Raw genomic sequence first — 18,904 nt, 5'->3', positions numbered from 1 at the left:
GCGTCTGGATTCCCGCCTGCGCGGGAATGACGGTGTGGGTGTGGCGAGGTTCCGCATATCGCGCGGGCTGAGTCCGCGGACGACGTCGTCGGAGCCGAGACGCAACGGCTTGACCCCTGCCGCCGCGCGGACGATGCGCCCGCGGCATGACTGCACATACGCTCGGCCTCGATTTCGGCACCACCAATTCCGTCGCCGCAGTGGCGCGCCAGGGGCAGGCGGAGCTGGTGACGCTCGACGCGCCCGATGGTGCCGACGCGGTGTTTCGGTCGGCACTGTGCTTTTGGGAGGACGAGCGCGGGCGCGGCGGCGTGTTGTCGGAGGCGGGGCCGTGGGCGATCCGCGAATATCTCGACTTTCCGCAAGGAAGCCGCTTCCTCCAGTCGTTCAAATCGGTGGCGGCGAATGCGAGTTTTGATACCGCGCCGGTGTTCGATCGGCGGATGCGCTTCGAGGAACTGGGCCAGCTGTTCGTCGCCAAGATGGCGGCGCGCGCGAAGGGCGCGATGGCACGCGCGGATCGGGTCGTGGTCGGCCGGCCGGTGACGTTCGCGGGCGCCAAGCCCGACGAGGCGCTGGCGAAGGCGCGCTACGATGCGGTGTTCGCGCAATTGGGCGCGGAGGTGCATTACGTCTACGAGCCGATGGGCGCGGCGTTCAGCTACGCCGAGCGGCTGGCGGACCCGGCGACGATCCTGGTCGCGGACTTCGGCGGCGGCACCAGCGACTTTTCGGTGGTGCGGATCGCGGCGCCGGGCGCAGGGCGGCGGTGCGAGCCGCTGGGCCATGCCGGCGTCGGCATCGCGGGCGACCGCTTCGACCGGCGCATCGTCGAACATCTGGTGATGCCGATGCTGGGCAAGGGCGGCACCTATCGCTCGTTCGACAAGGTGCTGGAGATTCCGGGCGGCTATTTCGCCGATTTCGCGGACTGGTCGCGCCTCGCGCTGATGCGCAACCGCAAGACGCTGGCCGAGCTGGAGAAGCTGCGCCGCACCGCGACCGATCCGGAGGCGATCGGGCGGATGATCGCGGTGATCGAGGAGGAAGAAGGATACCACCTCTACGACGCGGTCGGGCGGCTGAAGCGCGCGCTGTCGGTGGAGGAGGTGGCGGAGTTCCGCTTCGAGGGCGCGGGGCTCAACATCGCGGCAGAGGTGCGGCGGGCGGATTTCGAGGCGTGGATCGCGCCCGATGTCGCGCGGATCGATGCGGCAGTGGATCAGGCGCTGGTCGCGGCGGGCGTTGCGGCGGAGGGGATCGACCGGGTGTTCCTGACCGGCGGTACGTCGCTGACGCCGCGTATCCGGCGGTTGTTCGCCGAGCGGTTCGGCGAGGCGCGGCTGGCGACGGGCGGCGAGCTGACGTCGATCGCGCATGGCCTGGCGCTGATCGGGCAGCAGGCGGATGTGGGGGTGTGGGCGGTGTAATCCTCCCCAAGTCCTCCCCCGCCAGGGGGAGGTGGCGCCGGCGAAGCCGGTGACGGAGGGGGAGTTTAGCGGCGTACCTCGTAACAGCGTCCACCGCCGTCCTCCCCCTCCACCATTCGGCTGGCGCCGAACGGTCCCCCTCCCCCTGGCGGGGGAGGAATTGGGTGGCCGGGGTTGCCGCCCGCCTCATCCACGTTAGCATGCGGCAACATCCCTGCCGGAGATCCCCGATGCGTCGTTCCGTTCTGCTGCTGTCCTCGATCGCGCTTCTGTCGGTGGGGGTGCAGGCCCAGACGCAGACGAACCCGAACCTGCCGCCGCCGGGCGGCGATATCCCGGCGAAGTTCGTGCTGCCGACCGCGGATCACGATTACATCAAGCGCGACGTGATGATCCCGATGCGCGACGGGGTGAAGCTGCACACCGTCATCGTCATCCCCAAGAATGCGACCAATGCGCCGATCGTGCTGACGCGCACGCCGTACAATGCCTCGGGCCGTGCCAACCGCAGCGATTCGCCGTCGATGGTCAATGCGCTGCCGCTGTCGGACGAGATCTTTTCGAAGAACGGCTATATCCGCGTCTATCAGGACATCCGCGGCAAATACGGGTCGGAGGGCGACTATGTCGTGACGCGGCCGGTGATCGGCCCGCTGAACCCCACCAAGGTCGATCACACCACCGACGCCTATGACACGATCGATTGGCTGGTGAACAAGGCGAACCTGCCGCAGTCCAACGGACGCGTCGGGATGATCGGGTCGAGCTATGAAGGCTTTACCGTCGTCATGGCGCTGCTCCATCCGCATCCGGCGCTGAAGGTCGCGGCGCCGGAAAGCCCGATGATCGACGGCTGGATGGGCGACGACTGGTTCCATTATGGCGCGTTCCGTCTCGCCAATATCGCCTGGATCGGCGGGCAGACTGGCTACAAGTCGGGCGGGCCGCTGCCGCCGACCGGCGGCTGGGACGATTACGACAATTTCCGGACCGGTTCGGCGGGGGATTGGGCGAAGAAGTCGGGCTACGACCAGCTGCCCTATTGGAAGCGGATGTCGGACCATCCGGCCTATGACGCCTTCTGGCAGGGACAGGCGCTCGACAAATTGCTCGCCGCCAACCCCTCCAATGTGCCGACGATCTGGGAACAGGGCCTGTGGGACCAGGAGGATATGTATGGCGCGATCACCAGCTGGGAAGCGCTGAAGGCGAAGGGGAAGACCGGCAACAACTTCCTGGTCATGGGGCCGTGGCGGCACAGCCAGATCAACCGCGAAGGGCGCAGCCTGGGGCCGTTCCAGTGGGATGGCGACACCGCGGCGCAGTTCCGCGAGCAGATGGTGCTGCCGCTGTTCGACCAGTATCTGAAAGACGGGCCGGCGGCGAACCTGCCGACCGCGGCGATCTACAACACCGGTGAGAATCACTGGGACCGGTTCGCCAACTGGCCGCTCGCCTGCGACAGCGGTTGCGCGTCGCCGCTGAAGCCGATGTACCTGCAGGCGAATGGCGGGCTGGGCTTCGACACCGCGGCGGCCGGGGGTGACAGCTATGTCTCCGATCCGTCCAAGCCCGTGCCGCACCTGCCGCGGCCGGTGAATTTCGACGATGGGCGCTGGGGCGACTGGCTGGTCAGCGACCAGCGCCATGCCGATGGGCGGCCCGACGTGATGACCTACATGACGCCGGTGCTGACCGAACCGATGCGCGTGTCGGGCGCGCCGATCGCCGACCTGTATGCGACGACGACGGGGACGGACGGCGATTTCGTCGTGAAGGTGATCGACGTGTTGCCCGCGCAAAATGCGACCGATCCGAAGATGGGCGGGTATCAGCTGCCGATCAGCCTCGACATCTTCCGCGGGCGCTATCGCGACAGCTTCGCCAAGCCCTCGGCGATCCCGGCGGGCAAGGTGCAGCATTACCGGTTCCGCCTGCCGACGGTGAACCATGTGTTCCAGCCGGGGCACCGCGTGATGGTGCAGGTGCAGTCGAGCCTGTTCCCGCTCTACGACCGCAACCCGCAGACGTACGTGCCGAACATCTTCTTCGCCAAGCCGGGGGACTACAAGAAGGCGACGGTGACGATCGAGCGCGGTGGCAAGACGCCAAGCGCGGTGTTGCTGCCGGTGGTGCCAGTGGAGCAGGCGCAGGCGAAAGCGCAGTAATCCCTTGTCACCCCGGACGTGATCCGGGGTCCCGCTTTTGCCGCCGCTGAAAGACGAAGCGGGACCCCGGCTCTTCGGCCGGGGTGACGGCGTGGGTTAGGTGAGGGGCAGCGTCACGCGGAATGTCGTCGGCTGCGAATCGACCAGCGTGATCGTGCCGCCGCCGGCTTCGAGCAGCGAGCGCGCGATGGGGAGGCCGAGACCGGTGCCGCCCTGCCCGCGGCGGGTGGTGAAGAAGGGTTCGAACAGGCGCGCGGCGTCGGCGGGCGCGATGCCGGGGCCGTCGTCGTGGATGGTGAGGACGACCTGTGTCGCGTCGACAGAGGCCTCGATGTGTACGGCATGGGCGCCTGCCTGACGGGCGTTGTCGAACAGCGTCGCCAGCGCCGTTTCGATCGTCGTGGCGGGCAGCGCAACCGGTGGGATTGGGTCGGGTGCGACCTCGACCGCAAAGCTCGCCCCCCGCACCGCATCCGCCGCGCGGGCGATCACCCCGGCGGGATCGGCGCAGGGCTCCCCCGGCCCGGTCATGTCGGCGCGGGCGAGGTCGAGCAGGCGCGTCGTCAGCAGCGTCAGCCGCTGCGCATCGGCATCGACATTGGCGAGGAAGCGCGTGCGGTCGGCCGCGGCCATGTCGGGATGGTCGTGGAGCAGTTCGATCGCGCCGCGGATGCCGGCGAGCGGTGTCTTGAATTCGTGGCTGACCGCATAGGCGAAGTCGCGCAGGTAGCGCGAGCGATGCTCGATCGCGGCGGTCATCGCGGCGAAATCGGCGTAAAGGCCCTGGATCTCGATCGCGGCGGTGGGCGGCACCTCCGGCACGCTGCCGCGGCCGCTGGCGACGGCGCGGGTCGCCTGGCCCAGGCGCTCGATCGGGCGGGTGACGCCGCGGGAGATGAACCCGCTGATGACGATCAGCAGGCCGAAGATGGCAGCGATGCCGATCGCGATCTTGCCGCGATCCTCGTACAGGCCGCGGAACAGCGCGCGTGCGGTGCGCGACAGCAGCAGCACGCCGACGACGCGGCCGTTCACGACGATGGGACGGGCGTGGTGGATGCGGATCGCGGCGGCGCGGCTGAGCCATTCGAAGCGATAGACCGCACGATAGGCGCCGTTGCGGCGGAGCGTGGTGGCGGGCCGGCCGTGCAGCGCGGCGGCGACTTCGGGCAGCGCGGCAAGGCTGCCGCCCCCATTGACGAGGCGGCCATTGCGGTCGAGCAGCAGGATCGAGGCGAGCGTCGTCATCTGCGTCGCGCGCAGCACGGGGGCGAGGGTGTGCGCGGCGGCGACCGCATCCGGGGCGGGCGCGGGCGCGGGCGTCGGATCGGGACGTTCGGGCAGGATCGGGGTGAGGCTGAGGTCGACACCATATCCGGGCACGACGATGCGGGCCGGATAGAGCGGCGTGCCCGGTGTCGCGCCTGGCCAGTCGGCGGCGGCGGCGGCAGCGAGCGCGGCGCCTTGCGCGACCAGCTCCGCTTCGGTCTGGCGGACGAGCGTGTTTTCGTAGACGCGCAGGAACACCGCGCCGAAGCCGGGCAGCGCCGCGACGACGAACAACGTCGCGAACAGGATCGTGCGCAGCCGCAGGCGCGGCCAGTGGCGCTTCGCCCAGGTCTTCAGCGCGATGATCACGCGCCCGTGCAGGGGCCGAGGCGGTAACCGATGCCGGCGCGTGTCTCGATCAGGTCGGCGGCGCCTATCCCCGCGAACTTGTGGCGCAGGTTGCGGATGTGGCTGTCGATCGTGCGATCGGTGATTGCGAAGCCGGGGCCATGGAGCCGGTCGATGATCGCGTCGCGGCTGAAGACCTTGGCGGGCATCGACGCGAGCAGGCGCAGGATCGAAAATTCGGTGACGGTCAGCGCGACCTCCGCGCCGTCCCAGGCGGCGCACCAGCCGTCGAGGTCGAGGGTCAGGCGGCCGTGGCCGAGCATGCGCCTCTCCTCGACCTGCGGCGGGCGGGCGGCGGTTCGGCGCAGGATCGCCATGACGCGCGCCACCACCTCGCGCGGGGAGAAGGGCTTCACGACATAATCGTCGGCGCCGAGTTCGATGCCGAGCACGCGGTCGATTTCGTCGTCGCGGCTGGACAGGAACAGGATCGGCGTGTCGCCGCCACCATCCTTGGCGCCGCGCAGGCGGCGGCAGACCTCCAGCCCGTCCATCCGCGGCATGTTGATGTCGAGGATGACGAGGTCGGGCTTGTGCGCCTGCGCCATCGCAAGGCCCGCCTCGCCGTCCGCCGCCTCGACCGGTGACAGGCCGGCCTTGTCGAGCGCGAAGGCGAGCAGCTGGCGGATATGGGGATCGTCGTCGACGATCAGCACGGTGCGGGGCATCGGGCACAGGATCATCGTTGCGGGGCCTTCGTCAATGGGGCGGGTGCCGGCGCTGGCTCGGGCGGCGGCGCGATGATGCCGCACCGGCGGCCGTCGGGCGCGGGGCGGAGGCGCGGCGGCGTGGCGCCCATCATCGCCTCGACGCGGGCGAGGCGGCGGGCGCCGCGCCATGTCCAGCCGCGTGAACTGCTCTGTTGCGCGGTGAGCGTCTGCTGCGCCTCCCAGCGGATCGAGGTGATGGCGTCGCGCGCGGCGGGATCGCGGGTCGCCTGCTCTAGCCGGGCAAGCGGCAGGATCGCGGATGGGCCGAGCGTGTCGAGGTAGCACAGGTCGAGGTCGGCGAGCGGCGTATGGCGCCGGATCGCGGTGTCGACATTCCAGGCTGCGGCGGTGGCGCGCAGATCGACGAGGGTGCAGCCCGTCAGCACGACCGCGGCGGCGAGCGCGTTGGCGTTGATCAGCCATGCGCTGGATCGGCCGGCGAGCAGCCTCCACAGGATCAGCATGAGGCCGGTCGCGACCAGCGCCATCCAGATCAGCGCGGACAGGCGCAGTACCGTCATCGAATAGGCATCGACATAATCGAGCGTGCGCAATGCGCTGGACGCGACCAGCAGCACATTCTGGACGATCCACAATGTCACCAGCCGGCGTATCGCAGGGCTCGCCGCACCGGGGCTGCCCGGGCGGAGCGTCACCAGCACGAACAGCCCGGCGAGCAGCGCGGTGACGATCAGCGCATAGGCCCCGCGATGCGCATAGTCCGCCATCGTCACGCCCGCGGGCAGGGGCGCGCCGCTCCACAGGAAGGCGAGGTCGAGCGCGTTCTGGATCGCGAAGATCGTGTTGAAGGTGGCGAGCGACAGGATCAGCGTCGCGCTACCCACTTGCGGCAGGGCCAAGGTGGGCCGCGTCCCGTCCCAGCCGGTGCCGCGCGGATCGGGGCGCAGCGTCGCCCACACCGGCAGCAGCACGACGATCGCGATCACGCCGCGGAACAAGACGACGCCGATATCGGGCAGGACCATGCCGGCGAAGGCGGATTCGATCAGTGGATTGGCCTGGGCGAACAGCGTCAGGAACAGCGCGCCGCCGGCGATCGGCAGGGCCAGCATGGCGGCGACGGCGCCAAGGCGAAGGCCGGGGCCGGCACGCCGTCCCCGCGCGCGGGCGGTAAGGCCGAGATCGCGGATGGGCAGCAGCAGCGCGCTCAGCCCGGTCCAGGCAAGGCGCAGGCCCCAGGCGATCGCGGTGTCGAAGCGTCGCCGCGGCAACAATGCGGCGAGCACGATCGCGACCAGGAACAGCAGCACGGCGAGCGCGCTGGGATCGTCGATCAGTGCCGCCACGAACAGCGCGGCGGCGGCGAGTGCGACCAGAGCGGTACGGCTGCGGCGGACGGACGGCCGGGTCGCGGCCAGTGCGACTATCCAGGCGAGTGCGGCGGTCCACAGGAAGGCAGGCGCTTGGTCGATCAGCACTTCGACGAGGCAGATCACGGCGGCGGTCGCCGCGATCTTGGCGGACAGGGTGGAGAGGCGGTGCGGCATGCAAGCATCCTGTGCGAGGGGCGCGGCAGGGATGACGGGCAGGCGTCGAGACGCGATGGCGCGGATGGTGCTGAGGTGGTGTTCGGGCCGTGCAGATCCGGTGCAGGCGTCGATCGACCGCCCTAAGGCCGTTCGCGCTCAGCCTGTCGAAGCGCTGCTGTCTGCAAGCGCGTCGCCCATCGCGTCCCACCCTTCGACAGGTTCAGGGCGAACGAGCTGAAATGGATTGCGTCAGGCCTGATCCCTGGCCCGCTTCGCCGAGCCGTCGCGCAAGGCCCAGCGCAGTACCGATCCGACGCCCGCCATGCCGGCGCGGACCATCGGGCGTCGGCCGGGTGGCGGCGTGAGGTCGTGGAGCGTCACGGCCCAGCGCGGCAGCAGGTCGATACCTGCGGCCATCAACAGCTTTTGCGCGGAGGCGAGCGCGGGCATCGCGACAGGCTGGTCGAGCAGGGCGCGGGCAACCTCGCGCGTGCGATGATCGGCGCGCAGGCACGGGCGGATCGCGGTAAAATACGCGTCCACCTCGGCGCGGCTGCGCGGGACGTCGCGCGCGCCGAGCGCTACGGCGACGCGGGCATATTCGGCGAGATAGCGGTCCTGCTCCGCCGCGGGATAGTCCGGGTCGCGGTAGCGGCGGTGCGCGGCGACGAAGCTCGCCACCTCGGCGACATGGACGAAGGTGAGCAGTTCGGGATCGTTCGCGCTGTACGGCGTGCCGTCGGGCAGCGTGCCCGCGACGGAATCGTGGATCCGACGGACGCGGGCGATCATCCGCTCCGCCGTCTCGGTCGAGCCATAGGTCGTAGCCGAGATGAACTGCGCGGTGCGGCGCAGCCGGCCGAGCATGTCGGCGCGGAAGTTGGAATGGTCCCACACGCCCGCCAGTGCGCCGGGGTGCAGCATCTGGAGCAGTAGCGCAGCGACGCCGCCCGCCATCATCGCGGTGAAGTCGCCGTGCACCACCCAGGCGGCCGAGCCGGGGCCGAACAGGCCGTCGTCGCCAGGCTGACGGGTGAGATCGACGGTGCCGTCGTCGAAGCCGACGAGCCGATGCACTTCGCGCTGGATCGCGCCGCGCAGATCGCTCATGCTGCTGTCCGTCAATCTCATGCACGTCCAACCGGTTGAGGGGTACAAAAGATGCGGCTGATCGTATCGATGATCGCAGGCCTCGCGATGACCACCGCTGTCGTGGCGCAGGAAAAGGCTGCGCCCGCCGGCAGCGCGATCGGCCGGGCGCTCGCCGATCCCGCGCGCGCCGACCAGTCGGGGGACGATGCGCGGCGCCAGGCGGCGGCGGTGCTCGCCTTTTCGGGTGTGAAGCCGGGCGACGTCGTCATCGATTATCTGCCGGGTGCCGGATATTGGACGCGCATCTTTTCCGGCATCGTCGGGCCGAAGGGCAAGGTCTATGCGCTGTGGCCGGCGGCGGGGGCGAAATATGCCGCGAAGACGCTGCCTGCCTTGCAGGCGCGGGGCCTGCCCAACGTGACCGCCGAGGTGCAGCCGACCAACCTGCCGACCGTGCCGCAGCCCGTCGACCTGTTCTGGACGGTGCAGAATTATCACGACATTCCAAACAATGGCGCCGGCGAACCCGCGCTGCGCGCATTCGACGCGGCGGTGTTCAAGCTGCTGAAAAAGGGCGGCACCTATGTCGTCATCGACCATGCCGATGCGCCCGGCACAGGCCTGTCGGGCACCGCGACGCGGCACCGCATCGATCCCGCGGTGGTGCGCCAGCAGATCGAATCGACGGGCTTCCGCTATGTCGGGTCGAGCAGTGTGCTCGCCAATCCCGCGGACGATCACACGAAGAACGTCTTCGATCCGGCGATCCGGGGCAAGACCGACCAGTTCGTGATGAAGTTCCGCAAGCCCTGAGGGGCGACGCGTCTATCGATCCGTTCGTGCTGGGCCTGTCGGAGCACGGCCATCCACGTGCGGTGCGGGTGTGGTGACGCGCCCTTCGACAGGCTCAGCACGGACGGTGGGCGGATAGGCGGCGATATGTCGTCGCGCCCACGAACCTCTCGGTCGCATGCGGCGTTGGGCGCTGCATCTGACCGGGAGAATGCGTGTGTCGTCACTTGCCAACAGCCTGCCCAAGACCCTGCTCGCCGGCGTCGCCGGGGGGATCGTCGCCAGCCTGGCGATGGATCTGTTCCAAAAGGGTGTCGCCGCGGTGGTCGACATGGGCGGCAGCAACGACGATCCCGCGACGGTGAAGGCGGCGGACAGCGTCAGCGAGGCGGTGACGGGCGAGCCGGTGACGCAGAAGCGCCGCGAGAGCGCGGGGGTGCTGGTGCATTACGTGACCGGCGCGGCGCTGGGCGCGGGCTATGCGCTGGCGGCGCGGGTGTGGCCGGAAACGACGGCGGGGTTCGGCACCGCGTTCGGCGTCGGCGTCGCGACGCTGCTCGATGATGTGGCGGTGCCCGCGTTCGGCTGGGGACCGTCGGCCACCGAGACGCCGCCGGCGATCCATGCGTACGGGCTGGCGAGCCATGTCGTGTTCGGCGCGGCGCTGGAGGGAATGCGGCGGTTCGTCGAGGCGGTGGATTGAGGCGGGACTATCGCCTCTGACTCAGCGTCACCTTGGACGCCGGGCTCCCCTCTGCGGCGACTGAAAACGCGGGAGCCTCTGGCCAGCCCCCTGAGGCGCGGTGGACCCCGGACCGAGTCCGGGGTGACGTGGTGGATGGGGTAGGCGCCGCGCTTATGCCATCGCCGCGCGCAGCGTTGCCCTGACGCCCGGTGTGCGGGGTTCGTATTCCACGGCGGAATGCAGGCTTTGCGCCATGGCGCGGATCAGCTTGGTGCCGAGGCCGGTGCCCTTGGGCGTCGCCTCGGCGGGCATGCCGCAGCCGTCATCCTCCACCGCGAGCAGGAAGATGTCGTCGCCGTCGCGGCGCAACAGCACGCGAATCTCACCGCCGACGCCGTCCGGATAGGCATATTTGCACGCGTTGGTGACGAGTTCGGTGACGATCACGCCCAGCGACACCGCCTTGTCGGTCGGCAGGCGGATCGATTCGGCGACAAGGTGCAGCGTGTTTGCGCCGTCGTCACACGACAAAGTTTCGTTGAGTTCGTCGATCAGCGACTTCAGATAATCGTGCATGTCGACGCTTTCGACGTCGTTCGCCGAATACAGCCGGCGGTGGACCTGCGCGATCGCACCGATGCGGCGCTGCGTATCGTCCAGCGCGGCGCGCGCGGCGGGGTCGCTGAGCGCGCCTGCCTGCAACCGCACCATCGCTGAGACGAGCTGCAGCGAATTGGCGACGCGGTGGTTCACTTCGGACAGCAAGGTCTCGAGCCGCGCGTTGCTGGCGCGCAGATCCTCTTCGGCGCGCGCCTTTTCCCGCGTCAGGCGGCTACGCTCCAAGACCTGTTCGAAGCTGGCGGTAAGCAGATCGAAGAAGTCTTCGCCCACCGTCTTGACGACATAGTCCGCGGCGCCCGCCTTCAACGCGGCGATCGCGATCCGTCCCTCGTCCGATCCGGTGACGTAGACCACCGGTGGCGGCTCGGGCAGCGCCTTCAGCTGCTCGAGCGTTTCCAGCCCGTCCATTTCCGGCATGTAATGGTCGACCGCGACGAGATCGAACGGCTGGCCCGCCGCCAGCATCACGCCCTCCGCGCCGCTGTCGGCGACCGTCACGCTATAGCCGCGCCGTTCGAGCGTGCGCGCCGCGAGCCGGCGCAGACCGGCGTCGTCGTCGATATACAGGACGCTGGCGGGCGCGCTGGGCGGAACCTGGGTCAGGATCAGTGTTCCTCGACCTCGGGGACCTGGATCACCGACAGGAACAGGCCGAGCTGGCGGATAGCCTGCGCGAAGCTTTCGTAATTCACCGGCTTGGTGATGTAGACGTTGCAGCCCAGGTCGTAGCAGCGTTGGATCTCGACCTTGTCGTCGGTCGTGGTCAGCACGACGACGGGGGTGCGCTTCAAGGGGCTGTCCTCTGCCTTGATGCGGGCGAGGATGTCGGTGCCGCTCATGTCGGGCAGGTTGAGGTCGAGCAGCACCAGCGCCGGGCCGTTCCTGGCGGGGCCGTCGGGCGCCTCGAACAGGAAGTGCAGCGCCTGGTTGCCGTCGGTGAAATGCTTGATGTCGTTGTTGATGCCGGCGCGACGGATGTTCTTTTCGATCAGGCGCGCGTGGCCTTCGTCATCCTCGATCATGACGATGCCGACGGATTGATGGGCGTTCATGACGCAATGTCCTGACTGGAAAAGGTGGCGGGAAGGTTGAGGCGGAAGGTCGACCCTTCGCCCAGCGCGCTGTCGACGTCGATCGTGCCGCCGAGGCGATAGGCCAGCGCGCGGACATGCGCCAGCCCGATCCCCTCGCCGGGCTGGTCCTGCTGGCCCGATCGGCGAAACAGATCGAAGATGCGCTGGTGATCGCGGGCATCGATGCCGCGGCCATTGTCGGCGACCGACACGATCACGCGATCGCGGCGCTGCTCCGCCGATACGCTGATCGCGCCGGGGCGACCGGGCTGGAGGTATTTGCTCGCATTCTCGATCAGGTTCGACAGGATCTGTTCGATCGCGACGCGGTCGGTCACGACGCGCGGCATCGGGCGGATGACGGTGAGCGTGACGCCGCGATCGTCGAGGACGTGGCGGATCGACCCTTCGATCGTGTCGACCACGGCGGCGAGGTCGATCGCTTCGGGGGTGATGACGCGGCGGCCTTCGCGCGACAGCTTCAGGATGGCATTGATCAGCCGGTCCATCTTCTGCGTCGAGGTGCGGATGAAGCCGATCGCTTCGGGCAGGTCCTCGCGCACCGCCAGCCGCGCATCCTCAGTAACGATGTCGGGGCATTGCGCCTCCGCCCGCTCGACCAATGTGGTGAGCGGCGGAATGACCGCGGCGAGTTCGGCGGTGAAGCCCATCACGTTGACCAGCGACGAACGCAGGTCGTGGCTGACGATATAGGCGAAGCGCTGGATTTCCTCGTTCGCACGGCTGAGGTCGGCGGTGCGCTCGGTCACCGTCTCTTCGAGCCGCTCGTTGAACGAGCGCAGCGAATCGCGCGAGGCGGCAAGGTCGCGCGTGTAGCGCAGTACGGTGAGCAGCGAGGCGAGTACGACGAACGCGAGGATCACCGCAGCGGTGGCAAGGATGCCGTAGAACAGGCGGACGCTGGCGCGCTGCGCGGCGTTGCGCAGCTCGAGCAACCGGCGTTCTTCGCCGCTCATCCGTTCGAACAGCGTGCGGATCATCGTCAGCCGCCGGATGCTGGTTTCCTGTTCGAATGCGGTCACCGCGTCCGCGCGGCGACCGGCATCGACCAGCGCGATCGTGCGACTGCGCTGGTCGAGCAGGGCAGCGACCTCGCGTTGCAGCAGCGTGAAGCTCGTGACCTGGCGCGGATTGTCGTGGGTCAGCGATTCCAGCCGGTCGAGCGCAGGCGCCAGCGCCGCGCCCCATTCGCGGTAGGCGTCGCGATAGCGCACGTCGCCGGTCAGCAGATAGCCGCGACGCGAGGCTTCGCTCTGTTCGATCAGGCGCCGCGCGGTGCCGATCGCCAGTTCCACCTCATAGGTGTGGCCGACCGTTTCGGTGTGCTGTTCGCCGCGCGCGGTGGCGAGGCCGGCGGCGATGCCCGCCACGATCAGCGCGGCGAAACCCATCACCATGAAGGCGATCAGCACGCGGCCGAAGCGGCCTTCCCTGACGACGAAACGGTTGCGGATGGTGGCGATCACGGGCGCTGCCTTACGCCAGCGTTACGAACCATTCCAGAGGGGTGAGATTATACTACAGCAAGAGGTCCTGCGCGCTGGCACGTCCCACGGCGCCGCCACCGCTGCGGCGATCCATTTCGGCATTGGCGGTGAAGCGGATGTCGGGATCGCGATCGGTCAGGAAGGCCATCAGGCTTTCGTGGTCGAGCTCGCTCCACGCCTTGCCGCGATAGGGGCCGTAGCGGACGCGCGGGATCAGGCCGGGGGTCCGCGACCAGTCGAGGCATTGCGCGAGGCCCGCCTCGTTGAGCTGATCCCGCAAATGGTGCGCGGTGACATAGGCGTCGGGGAAGGCGCGGTGGACGGGCAGGCCACGCTGCTGGTCCAGCCCCTCGGGGCGGCGGTAATAGCGCAGCACCTGGTTGGAAAAGCTGGGGCTGTCCGGCCACAGGCGCAGCGCGCACTTCCAGGTGCAGATCCACTCCTGCCCGTGGGTCAGGCTGGGCGTGCAGAATTGCTGTTCGAAGTCCGCCCGATGCGCGGCGAGCGCGACGCGGCGCGGGTAGGGATCGAGCACGCGGCGCGCGACATCGTGCCACCAGGGCGCGTCAGCGACATCCTCGTCGAGGATATGGTGGATCGCCTGCGTGATCGGCGGGATGGCGCGGCCGGGATTGACCAGAATCGAGCCGCCCTCGCCCTGTAGCTCCCAGCGGCCATCGGCGCCGAGCGCGACGTCCTGCCAGCCGATTTCGCATACACCATGCGCCGGCGGCGCGCTGCCGGTGGTTTCGAGGTCGATGACGCGGACGATCTGGGGCTGGGGACGCATTGCTGGGGTAGATGGGGGATGTGGACGGATTCCGCCAGCATTTGGTGAGGGGGTGGTGAGCGGGGCTTACTTTGCAGAGACTATTGCTGTCCGCCCCCTCCGTCACGCCTTCGGCGCGCCACCTCCCCCTGGCGGGGGAGGACTTTCGTTGTTGGCGTTGACGAGGGTGTGGGGTGTGTGGAGATGCATGAGATGGTTCGTCTCTCCACCCGTCACCCCGGACTTGGTCCGGGGTCCACCGGGCCGCAAGGGGATGGCAAGAGGCTCAAGCCACCCCCTCGCGGCGGAGTGGACCCCGGACCAAGTCCGGGGTGACGGTGTGGGCGGGGCGGCCGGTGACAACCCAATCCGTTGCAGATCAGCGATAGTCGTCTTCGTCGATGTCCAGCTCGCGCACCCCGCGCTGCCGCCGGGCGCGGTCGACGAGTTTGCGGATGCCTTCGCGGCGTTCGCGGGCGGCGGGGATGTCGCGCAGGACGAACTGCATATTCTGCGTCGTCCGGTCCGACGAGGTGATGGTGATCGTGCCGATATCCGCGATCTGATTGATGACCGAGAAGTCGACGCGCACGTCCTTGATCCGGTAGAGTTCGATCTCGTCGATCGATTTCATGACGAGGCCGCGCTTCACGATCAGCCGCTGGTCGGTGATCTCATAGGCGGCGGACATGTTCTGCAACCAGCGGACCGCGATGATGACGAGGCCGACGCCGATCGCGCAGCTGAGGATCGTCAGCCAGCCGGTGAAGCTGCCGAGCAGCCAGCGATTGGTGCTCGAGCGGAAGCTGTCGACGGCGCGTTCGGCACTGTAGGACCCAGACATGACACCGACCCTATCGGGCACGGCATGTCTGTCAATCGCGGGCGATGCCGCAGGCGGCCAGGTGCGCATCGACCTCGGCGAGCAAGGCGTCGAGCGCCGCCTGGGAGCGGGCTTCGGCGCGCAGCGTCAGCATGTCCTGCGTGTTCGAGGCGCGCAGCAGCCACCAGCCCGCGGCCGTCGTGACGCGGACGCCGTCGATCGCGACGACGGGCGTGCGGGTCGCCTCGACCCGCGCACGCACCGCATCGATCACCCCGGCCTTGCGCGCCGGATCGATGGCGAAGCGCAGGTCGGGCGTGCTGACGAACGGCGGCATCGCGTCGTGCAACGTGGTGAGCGACTGGCCAGAGCCATGCACTGCGCCGATCAGCTGCACCGCGGCGTACAGCGCGTCGTCGAAGCCGTACCACTCGTGCCCGAAGAAGATGTGGCCCGACAATTCGCCCGCGATCGGCGCGGCGTGGGCGAGCATCGCTTCCTTCATTGGGCTGTGGCCGGTCGCACCCATCACTGCGATGCCGCCCAGTTCTGCGATACGATCGAAGACGTAGGCCGAGGATTTGACGTCGGCGACGACGGTGGCGCCGGGACAGGCGGCCAGGACGGGCGCGATCAGCAGGCCGAGCAGCTGGTCGCCCCACAGCACGCGGCCCTTGCCGTCGACCGCGCCGATCCGGTCGCCGTCGCCGTCGAAGGCGATGCCGAAGTCGAGGCCCTTCTCCCGCACCAGCGCCTTGAGGTCGGCGAGATTGGCTTCCTCGGTCGGGTCGGGGTGATGGTTGGGGAAGCGGCCGTCGACGAGGGTGTGGAGCAGATGATGCTCGCCGGGCAGCTGCGCGACGAGCCGCTCCACCGCGGGGCCGGCGGCGCCGTTGCCGCAATCCCAGCCGATGCGGAACGCGCCGCCGGCATAGCCCGCGAGCAGGCGCGCGACATAAGCGGGAAGGACGTCGTGGTGGGTGACGCTGCCGGTGCCCTCGCTCCACGCGCCGGTGGCGGCGAGGCGGGCGAGATCGACCACATCCGCGCCGTAGAAGGAGCGGTGGCCCAGCACCATCTTGAAGCCATTGTCGTCGCGCGGATTGTGGCTGCCCGTCACATGGATGCCGGCGTCGACGCCCAGCGTCGCTTCGGCGAAATACAGCATCGGCGTGGGGCCGAGGCCGATGCGCACGACGTCGACGCCGCCTGCCACGAGGCCGGCGACCAGCGCGGTTTCGAGGTCGGGCGAGGACAGGCGCCCGTCGCGCCCTACGGCAACACGCGTGCCGCCCGCGGCGCGGATGCGGGTGGCGAAGCTGCGGCCGATCGCGGTCGCGTCGGCGGGGGCGAGGTTGCGCCCCACGGTGCCGCGAATGTCATATTCCCGCAGGATCGTGGGCGAGAGGACATGGCTCATGCGGGGCGGCGCAGGCCCTCGATCAGCAAGTCACGCGCCGCGTTGATCTCACGCGTCGCCGATTCCGACCCGCCGCGATCGGGGTGGAATTCGGCGAGCAGGCGGCGGTGCGCGGCGCGGATCTCCGCCTCGTCCGCCTCTGCCGCGACGCCCAGGATGCGGCGCGCGCGCTGCTGCGGGCTGACCGCGGGGCGCTTCGGCTTTCGGCCCAGATAGTGCCATGCGAGCCAGATCAGCCCGATGACGATCAGCCATTTCATGCGGCGATATCGGGGGTCGGCTCGGCGGCCTGCGACTCGGACGGCTGAGAGTCGGAGGGCTGGGCGGGTTCAGGCAATTGCAGCGCCGCCATCATCTCGCGCAATTCCTGGCGCGAGGCGACATGGCCCAGGCCCATCGCGCCGAATTCCTTGGCATCGATCATGGTGAGGCCGGTCGGGAACAGCTCGCGATAGATGACGCGTTCGCCCAGGCCCGGAATGATGCGGAAGCCGACGCGCTTCGACAGCTGGGTCAGCGCATCCGATACCCGGCGCATGTTGCGCGCCTCGATATGCTGCAGGCGGTTGCGCAGCACGACCCAGTCGATCTGCGTGCCATCGGCACGGGCGCGCTGCTTGCGCGCGTCCCAGATCAGCTCCGAATAGAAGCTGGGCTTGGTGACGTTGAACGTCTCGGGATCGACCTGGCCGATCAGGTCGAAATCGACGAAGCTGTCGTTCATCGGCGTGACGAGCGTGTTGGACAGCGCCGCCGCGGTGCGCGCGAAATAATCGTCGCGGCCGGGGGTGTCGACGATCAGGAAGTCGGCGCCTTCGGACAGGCGATGCCACTTTTCCTCGAAGACGTCCTCGTTCGTGCCGTCGTGCGTGTCGTGGACGGGCATGGGCAGCGCGCTGCCCTTGCGCTGCATCGTCGCGGCGCGATTGTCGAGGTAGCGGCCGACGGTGCGCTGCCGGTGATCGAGGTCGAAACAGGCGACCTTGGCGCCCTTCGCGGCGAGCGCGATGGCGACGTGGACCGCCGTCGTCGACTTGCCGGTGCCGCCCTTTTCATTGGCGAAGACGATGACATGAGGCCCTGCGGGCACGGCTTTTTCCCCAAATCCATTCTTCCGGGTTGCCCGGTTGCTGCCCTCTTCATAGAAGCCGCGCGCTCATTGTTCGAGGGGGTAAACGGTGCAGACAGTTCGAGACCTGGCCGGCTTGCGCGACGCGGTCGCCGCATTCCGCGCCGAAGGGGCGACCATCGCGCTGGTGCCGACGATGGGCGCGCTGCACGCGGGCCATATGGCGCTGATCGAGGCGGCGCGGCGCCCGGGCACGAAGGTGATCGCATCGATCTTCGTCAACCCCAAGCAATTCGGCCCGAACGAAGACCTTGCCCGCTATCCCCGGCGCGAGGCGGCGGACGCGCGGCTGCTCGCCGACCATGGCTGCGACCTGTTGTGGGCGCCGCCGGTCGAGGTGATGTACCCCGAAGGCTTTGCGACGAACGTCAGCGTCACCGGCGTCAGCGACGGGCTGGACGGCGCGGCGCGGCCGGGGCATTTCGATGGCGTCGCGACCGTCGTCACCAAGCTGTTCAATCAGACGCGCGCCGACATCGCTTATTTCGGCGAGAAGGATTTCCAGCAGCTCGCCGTGATCCGCCGCTTCGTCGTGGACCTCGACATGGCCATCGAGATCGTCGGCGTGCCGACGCAGCGCGACGATGACGGCCTCGCGCTGTCGTCGCGCAACATCTACCTCGACGAGGAGCAGCGCGCGAAGGCCATCGCTCTGCCGCGCGCGCTGGGCGTCGCGGCGCGCGGCATCGCGCGCGGCGACGATCCCGAAGGCGCGCTGGCCGAGGCGCGCGGCGCGCTGGTCGCGGCGGGGTTCGAGGTCGATTATGTCGCGCTGGCCGATGCTGAAACGCTGGCCGAATCGCCGGCGGCGGACCGGCCGCGGCGGCTGCTCGCGGCGGCGCGGATGGGGACGACGCGGCTGATCGACAATGTCGCGGTCGAGGCAACGCCCTGACGGATATGGTGTTTTTCGCGTTAACCATTTCGTAGCGGTCGGCGCGCCATGGTGGCCCCATGAAAAATAGGGGCGATCCATGGCTAACAGTCTCAAGAGTGCGCAGTTTCTTTTAGAAAGCCGCATCGCCGACGCGATGCGCGGCCGGCCCGAGGCGCTGTTCGACCTCGGCGTGTGCTATCAGACCGGGACCGCGGGGGCGGGGATCGATCTGATCGAGGCGCACAAATGGTTCAATCTCGCCGCCGTGGCGGGCCTTGAGGACGCGGTGGATGCCCGCGCCGACGTGGCCGAGGACATGACCGCGCGCGAGATCGCCGAAGCGCAGCGCCAGGCGCGCGCCTGGCTGATGATGACGCAGCGCCGGGCGGCGTAAGCGACGGTCTTCTCCGTCGCGGACGGCCTTTTCCATCGTCATCCCGGCGCAGGCCGGGATCCATGGACGCGCCGCCGCCGATGGTTCGCGCATCACAGGCCTCCCGCCGCCATGGATCCCGGCGTTCGCCGGGATGACGAGGGGAGGACGGTGCTCTTTCCACTACCGTCATTCCCGCGAAGGCGGGAATCCAGAACCTCTGACCTTTTAGCAAGAAGCGTGACGGTAGCGCATCTGGATTCCCGC

At 68.8% G+C, this 18,904-nt stretch carries 18 protein-coding genes; 6 read left to right on the top strand and 12 right to left on the bottom strand.

The annotated features are described in order from the left end of the window. The first annotated feature begins 146 nt into the window (after positions 1 to 146). Positions 147 to 1,430 (top strand): Hsp70 family protein, encoded by a 1,284-nt coding sequence (locus SPHME3_RS0103120; protein ID WP_017977305.1) that lies wholly within the window; start codon positions 147 to 149, stop codon positions 1,428 to 1,430. A 230-nt stretch (positions 1,431 to 1,660) separates the two neighbouring features. Next, the gene (locus SPHME3_RS0103115) at positions 1,661 to 3,598 is read left to right on the top strand and encodes a CocE/NonD family hydrolase (RefSeq protein ID WP_017977306.1); all 1,938 of its coding nucleotides are present in this window, start codon (positions 1,661 to 1,663) and stop codon (positions 3,596 to 3,598) included. A gap of 96 nt (positions 3,599 to 3,694) precedes the next feature. Here the strand turns inward: SPHME3_RS0103115 and SPHME3_RS0103110 are convergent, their stop codons facing one another. The 4 genes from SPHME3_RS0103110 to SPHME3_RS0103095 form a co-directional block, all read right to left on the bottom strand. Beyond that, complete coding sequence (locus SPHME3_RS0103110; RefSeq protein WP_017977307.1) at positions 3,695 to 5,236, bottom strand: sensor histidine kinase; 1,542 nt, start codon at positions 5,234 to 5,236, stop codon at positions 3,695 to 3,697. Further along, positions 5,233 to 5,958 carry a response regulator transcription factor gene (locus SPHME3_RS0103105; protein ID WP_017977308.1) on the bottom strand — a complete coding sequence of 242 codons (726 nt, stop codon included), beginning with the start codon at positions 5,956 to 5,958 and terminating at the stop codon, positions 5,233 to 5,235. Before SPHME3_RS0103105 ends, SPHME3_RS0103110 begins: the two co-directional genes overlap by 4 nt. Further along, positions 5,955 to 7,493 carry a DUF4153 domain-containing protein gene (locus tag SPHME3_RS0103100; RefSeq protein WP_017977309.1) on the bottom strand — a complete coding sequence of 513 codons (1,539 nt, stop codon included), beginning with the start codon at positions 7,491 to 7,493 and terminating at the stop codon, positions 5,955 to 5,957. The genes SPHME3_RS0103105 and SPHME3_RS0103100 overlap by 4 nt, the downstream gene beginning before the upstream one ends. A 231-nt stretch (positions 7,494 to 7,724) precedes the next feature. Next, positions 7,725 to 8,585, bottom strand: coding sequence for an oxygenase MpaB family protein (locus SPHME3_RS0103095; protein ID WP_017977310.1), 861 nt, complete (start codon positions 8,583 to 8,585; stop codon positions 7,725 to 7,727). 51 nt (positions 8,586 to 8,636) lie between these two features. Between SPHME3_RS0103095 and SPHME3_RS0103090 the strand changes: the two genes are divergently transcribed. Together SPHME3_RS0103090 and SPHME3_RS0103085 are read left to right on the top strand one after the other, a co-directional pair. After that, on the top strand, positions 8,637 to 9,380 hold the full coding sequence (locus tag SPHME3_RS0103090; RefSeq protein ID WP_017977311.1) for a class I SAM-dependent methyltransferase: 744 nt from the start codon (positions 8,637 to 8,639) through the stop codon (positions 9,378 to 9,380). Between the two features lie 190 nt (positions 9,381 to 9,570). Beyond that, complete coding sequence (locus SPHME3_RS0103085) at positions 9,571 to 10,062, top strand: DUF1440 domain-containing protein (RefSeq protein WP_018250552.1); 492 nt, start codon at positions 9,571 to 9,573, stop codon at positions 10,060 to 10,062. Between the two features lie 153 nt (positions 10,063 to 10,215). Here the strand turns inward: SPHME3_RS0103085 and SPHME3_RS0103080 are convergent, their stop codons facing one another. The 8 genes from SPHME3_RS0103080 to SPHME3_RS0103045 all read right to left on the bottom strand — a co-directional run bounded on the left by SPHME3_RS0103080 (position 10,216) and on the right by SPHME3_RS0103045 (position 17,348). Then, positions 10,216 to 11,268, bottom strand: coding sequence for a sensor histidine kinase (locus SPHME3_RS0103080; RefSeq protein WP_167509749.1), 1,053 nt, complete (start codon positions 11,266 to 11,268; stop codon positions 10,216 to 10,218). Positions 11,269 to 11,270: 2 nt separating this feature from the next. Continuing rightward, positions 11,271 to 11,717, bottom strand: a complete 447-nt coding sequence (locus SPHME3_RS0103075) for a response regulator (protein ID WP_017977314.1) — start codon at positions 11,715 to 11,717, stop codon at positions 11,271 to 11,273. After that, positions 11,714 to 13,225, bottom strand: a complete 1,512-nt coding sequence (locus SPHME3_RS0103070) for a sensor histidine kinase (RefSeq protein WP_018250551.1) — start codon at positions 13,223 to 13,225, stop codon at positions 11,714 to 11,716. Before SPHME3_RS0103070 ends, SPHME3_RS0103075 begins: the two co-directional genes overlap by 4 nt. Positions 13,226 to 13,277: 52 nt before the next feature. Next, entirely contained in the window at positions 13,278 to 14,036 is a 759-nt protein-coding gene (locus SPHME3_RS0103065; protein ID WP_017977316.1) for an exonuclease domain-containing protein, read from the bottom strand. Positions 14,037 to 14,394: 358 nt separating this feature from the next. After that, the gene (locus SPHME3_RS0103060) at positions 14,395 to 14,859 is read right to left on the bottom strand and encodes a PH domain-containing protein (protein WP_017977317.1); all 465 of its coding nucleotides are present in this window, start codon (positions 14,857 to 14,859) and stop codon (positions 14,395 to 14,397) included. Positions 14,860 to 14,890: 31 nt separating this feature from the next. After that, the gene (pgmG, locus tag SPHME3_RS0103055; protein ID WP_017977318.1) at positions 14,891 to 16,258 is read right to left on the bottom strand and encodes a phosphoglucomutase/phosphomannomutase PgmG; all 1,368 of its coding nucleotides are present in this window, start codon (positions 16,256 to 16,258) and stop codon (positions 14,891 to 14,893) included. Continuing rightward, the gene (locus tag SPHME3_RS0103050; RefSeq protein WP_017977319.1) at positions 16,255 to 16,518 is read right to left on the bottom strand and encodes a J domain-containing protein; all 264 of its coding nucleotides are present in this window, start codon (positions 16,516 to 16,518) and stop codon (positions 16,255 to 16,257) included. Before SPHME3_RS0103050 ends, pgmG begins: the two co-directional genes overlap by 4 nt. Continuing rightward, positions 16,515 to 17,348, bottom strand: coding sequence for a division plane positioning ATPase MipZ (locus SPHME3_RS0103045; RefSeq protein WP_017977320.1), 834 nt, complete (start codon positions 17,346 to 17,348; stop codon positions 16,515 to 16,517). The genes SPHME3_RS0103050 and SPHME3_RS0103045 overlap by 4 nt, the downstream gene beginning before the upstream one ends. Before the next feature lie 88 nt (positions 17,349 to 17,436). Here SPHME3_RS0103045 and panC point away from each other — a divergent pair, with 88 nt between their 5' ends. Both panC and SPHME3_RS0103035 read left to right on the top strand, forming a co-directional pair. Continuing rightward, positions 17,437 to 18,282, top strand: a complete 846-nt coding sequence (gene panC, locus SPHME3_RS0103040) for a pantoate--beta-alanine ligase (RefSeq protein ID WP_024310422.1) — start codon at positions 17,437 to 17,439, stop codon at positions 18,280 to 18,282. A 79-nt stretch (positions 18,283 to 18,361) separates the two neighbouring features. Beyond that, positions 18,362 to 18,658 (top strand): SEL1-like repeat protein, encoded by a 297-nt coding sequence (locus SPHME3_RS0103035; protein ID WP_018250550.1) that lies wholly within the window; start codon positions 18,362 to 18,364, stop codon positions 18,656 to 18,658. Positions 18,659 to 18,904: the final 246 nt, after the last annotated feature.

It is taken from the genome of Sphingomonas melonis DAPP-PG 224 (genome assembly GCF_000379045.1).
GTDB lineage: Bacteria > Pseudomonadota > Alphaproteobacteria > Sphingomonadales > Sphingomonadaceae > Sphingomonas > Sphingomonas aquatilis.
This window is presented reverse-complemented; position numbering and strand designations above follow the sequence as displayed.

What these genes read in the sequence shown, in the direction of transcription:
- SPHME3_RS0103075 (WP_017977314.1), bottom strand. Translation starts at nt 11,717, where the DNA reads ATGAACGCCCATCAATCCGTCGGCATCGTCATGATCGAGGATGACGAA.
- SPHME3_RS0103060 (WP_017977317.1), bottom strand. Translation starts at nt 14,859, where the DNA reads ATGTCTGGGTCCTACAGTGCCGAACGCGCCGTCGACAGCTTCCGCTCG.
- SPHME3_RS0103120 (WP_017977305.1), top strand. Translation starts at nt 147, where the DNA reads ATGACTGCACATACGCTCGGCCTCGATTTCGGCACCACCAATTCCGTC.
- SPHME3_RS0103085 (WP_018250552.1), top strand. Translation starts at nt 9,571, where the DNA reads ATGCGTGTGTCGTCACTTGCCAACAGCCTGCCCAAGACCCTGCTCGCC.
- SPHME3_RS0103090 (WP_017977311.1), top strand. Translation starts at nt 8,637, where the DNA reads ATGCGGCTGATCGTATCGATGATCGCAGGCCTCGCGATGACCACCGCT.
- SPHME3_RS0103065 (WP_017977316.1), bottom strand. Translation starts at nt 14,036, where the DNA reads ATGCGTCCCCAGCCCCAGATCGTCCGCGTCATCGACCTCGAAACCACC.
- SPHME3_RS0103100 (WP_017977309.1), bottom strand. Translation starts at nt 7,493, where the DNA reads ATGCCGCACCGCCTCTCCACCCTGTCCGCCAAGATCGCGGCGACCGCC.
- SPHME3_RS0103115 (WP_017977306.1), top strand. Translation starts at nt 1,661, where the DNA reads ATGCGTCGTTCCGTTCTGCTGCTGTCCTCGATCGCGCTTCTGTCGGTG.
- SPHME3_RS0103095 (WP_017977310.1), bottom strand. Translation starts at nt 8,585, where the DNA reads ATGAGCGATCTGCGCGGCGCGATCCAGCGCGAAGTGCATCGGCTCGTC.
- pgmG (WP_017977318.1), bottom strand. Translation starts at nt 16,258, where the DNA reads ATGAGCCATGTCCTCTCGCCCACGATCCTGCGGGAATATGACATTCGC.
- SPHME3_RS0103035 (WP_018250550.1), top strand. Translation starts at nt 18,362, where the DNA reads ATGGCTAACAGTCTCAAGAGTGCGCAGTTTCTTTTAGAAAGCCGCATC.
- SPHME3_RS0103105 (WP_017977308.1), bottom strand. Translation starts at nt 5,958, where the DNA reads ATGATCCTGTGCCCGATGCCCCGCACCGTGCTGATCGTCGACGACGAT.
- SPHME3_RS0103050 (WP_017977319.1), bottom strand. Translation starts at nt 16,518, where the DNA reads ATGAAATGGCTGATCGTCATCGGGCTGATCTGGCTCGCATGGCACTAT.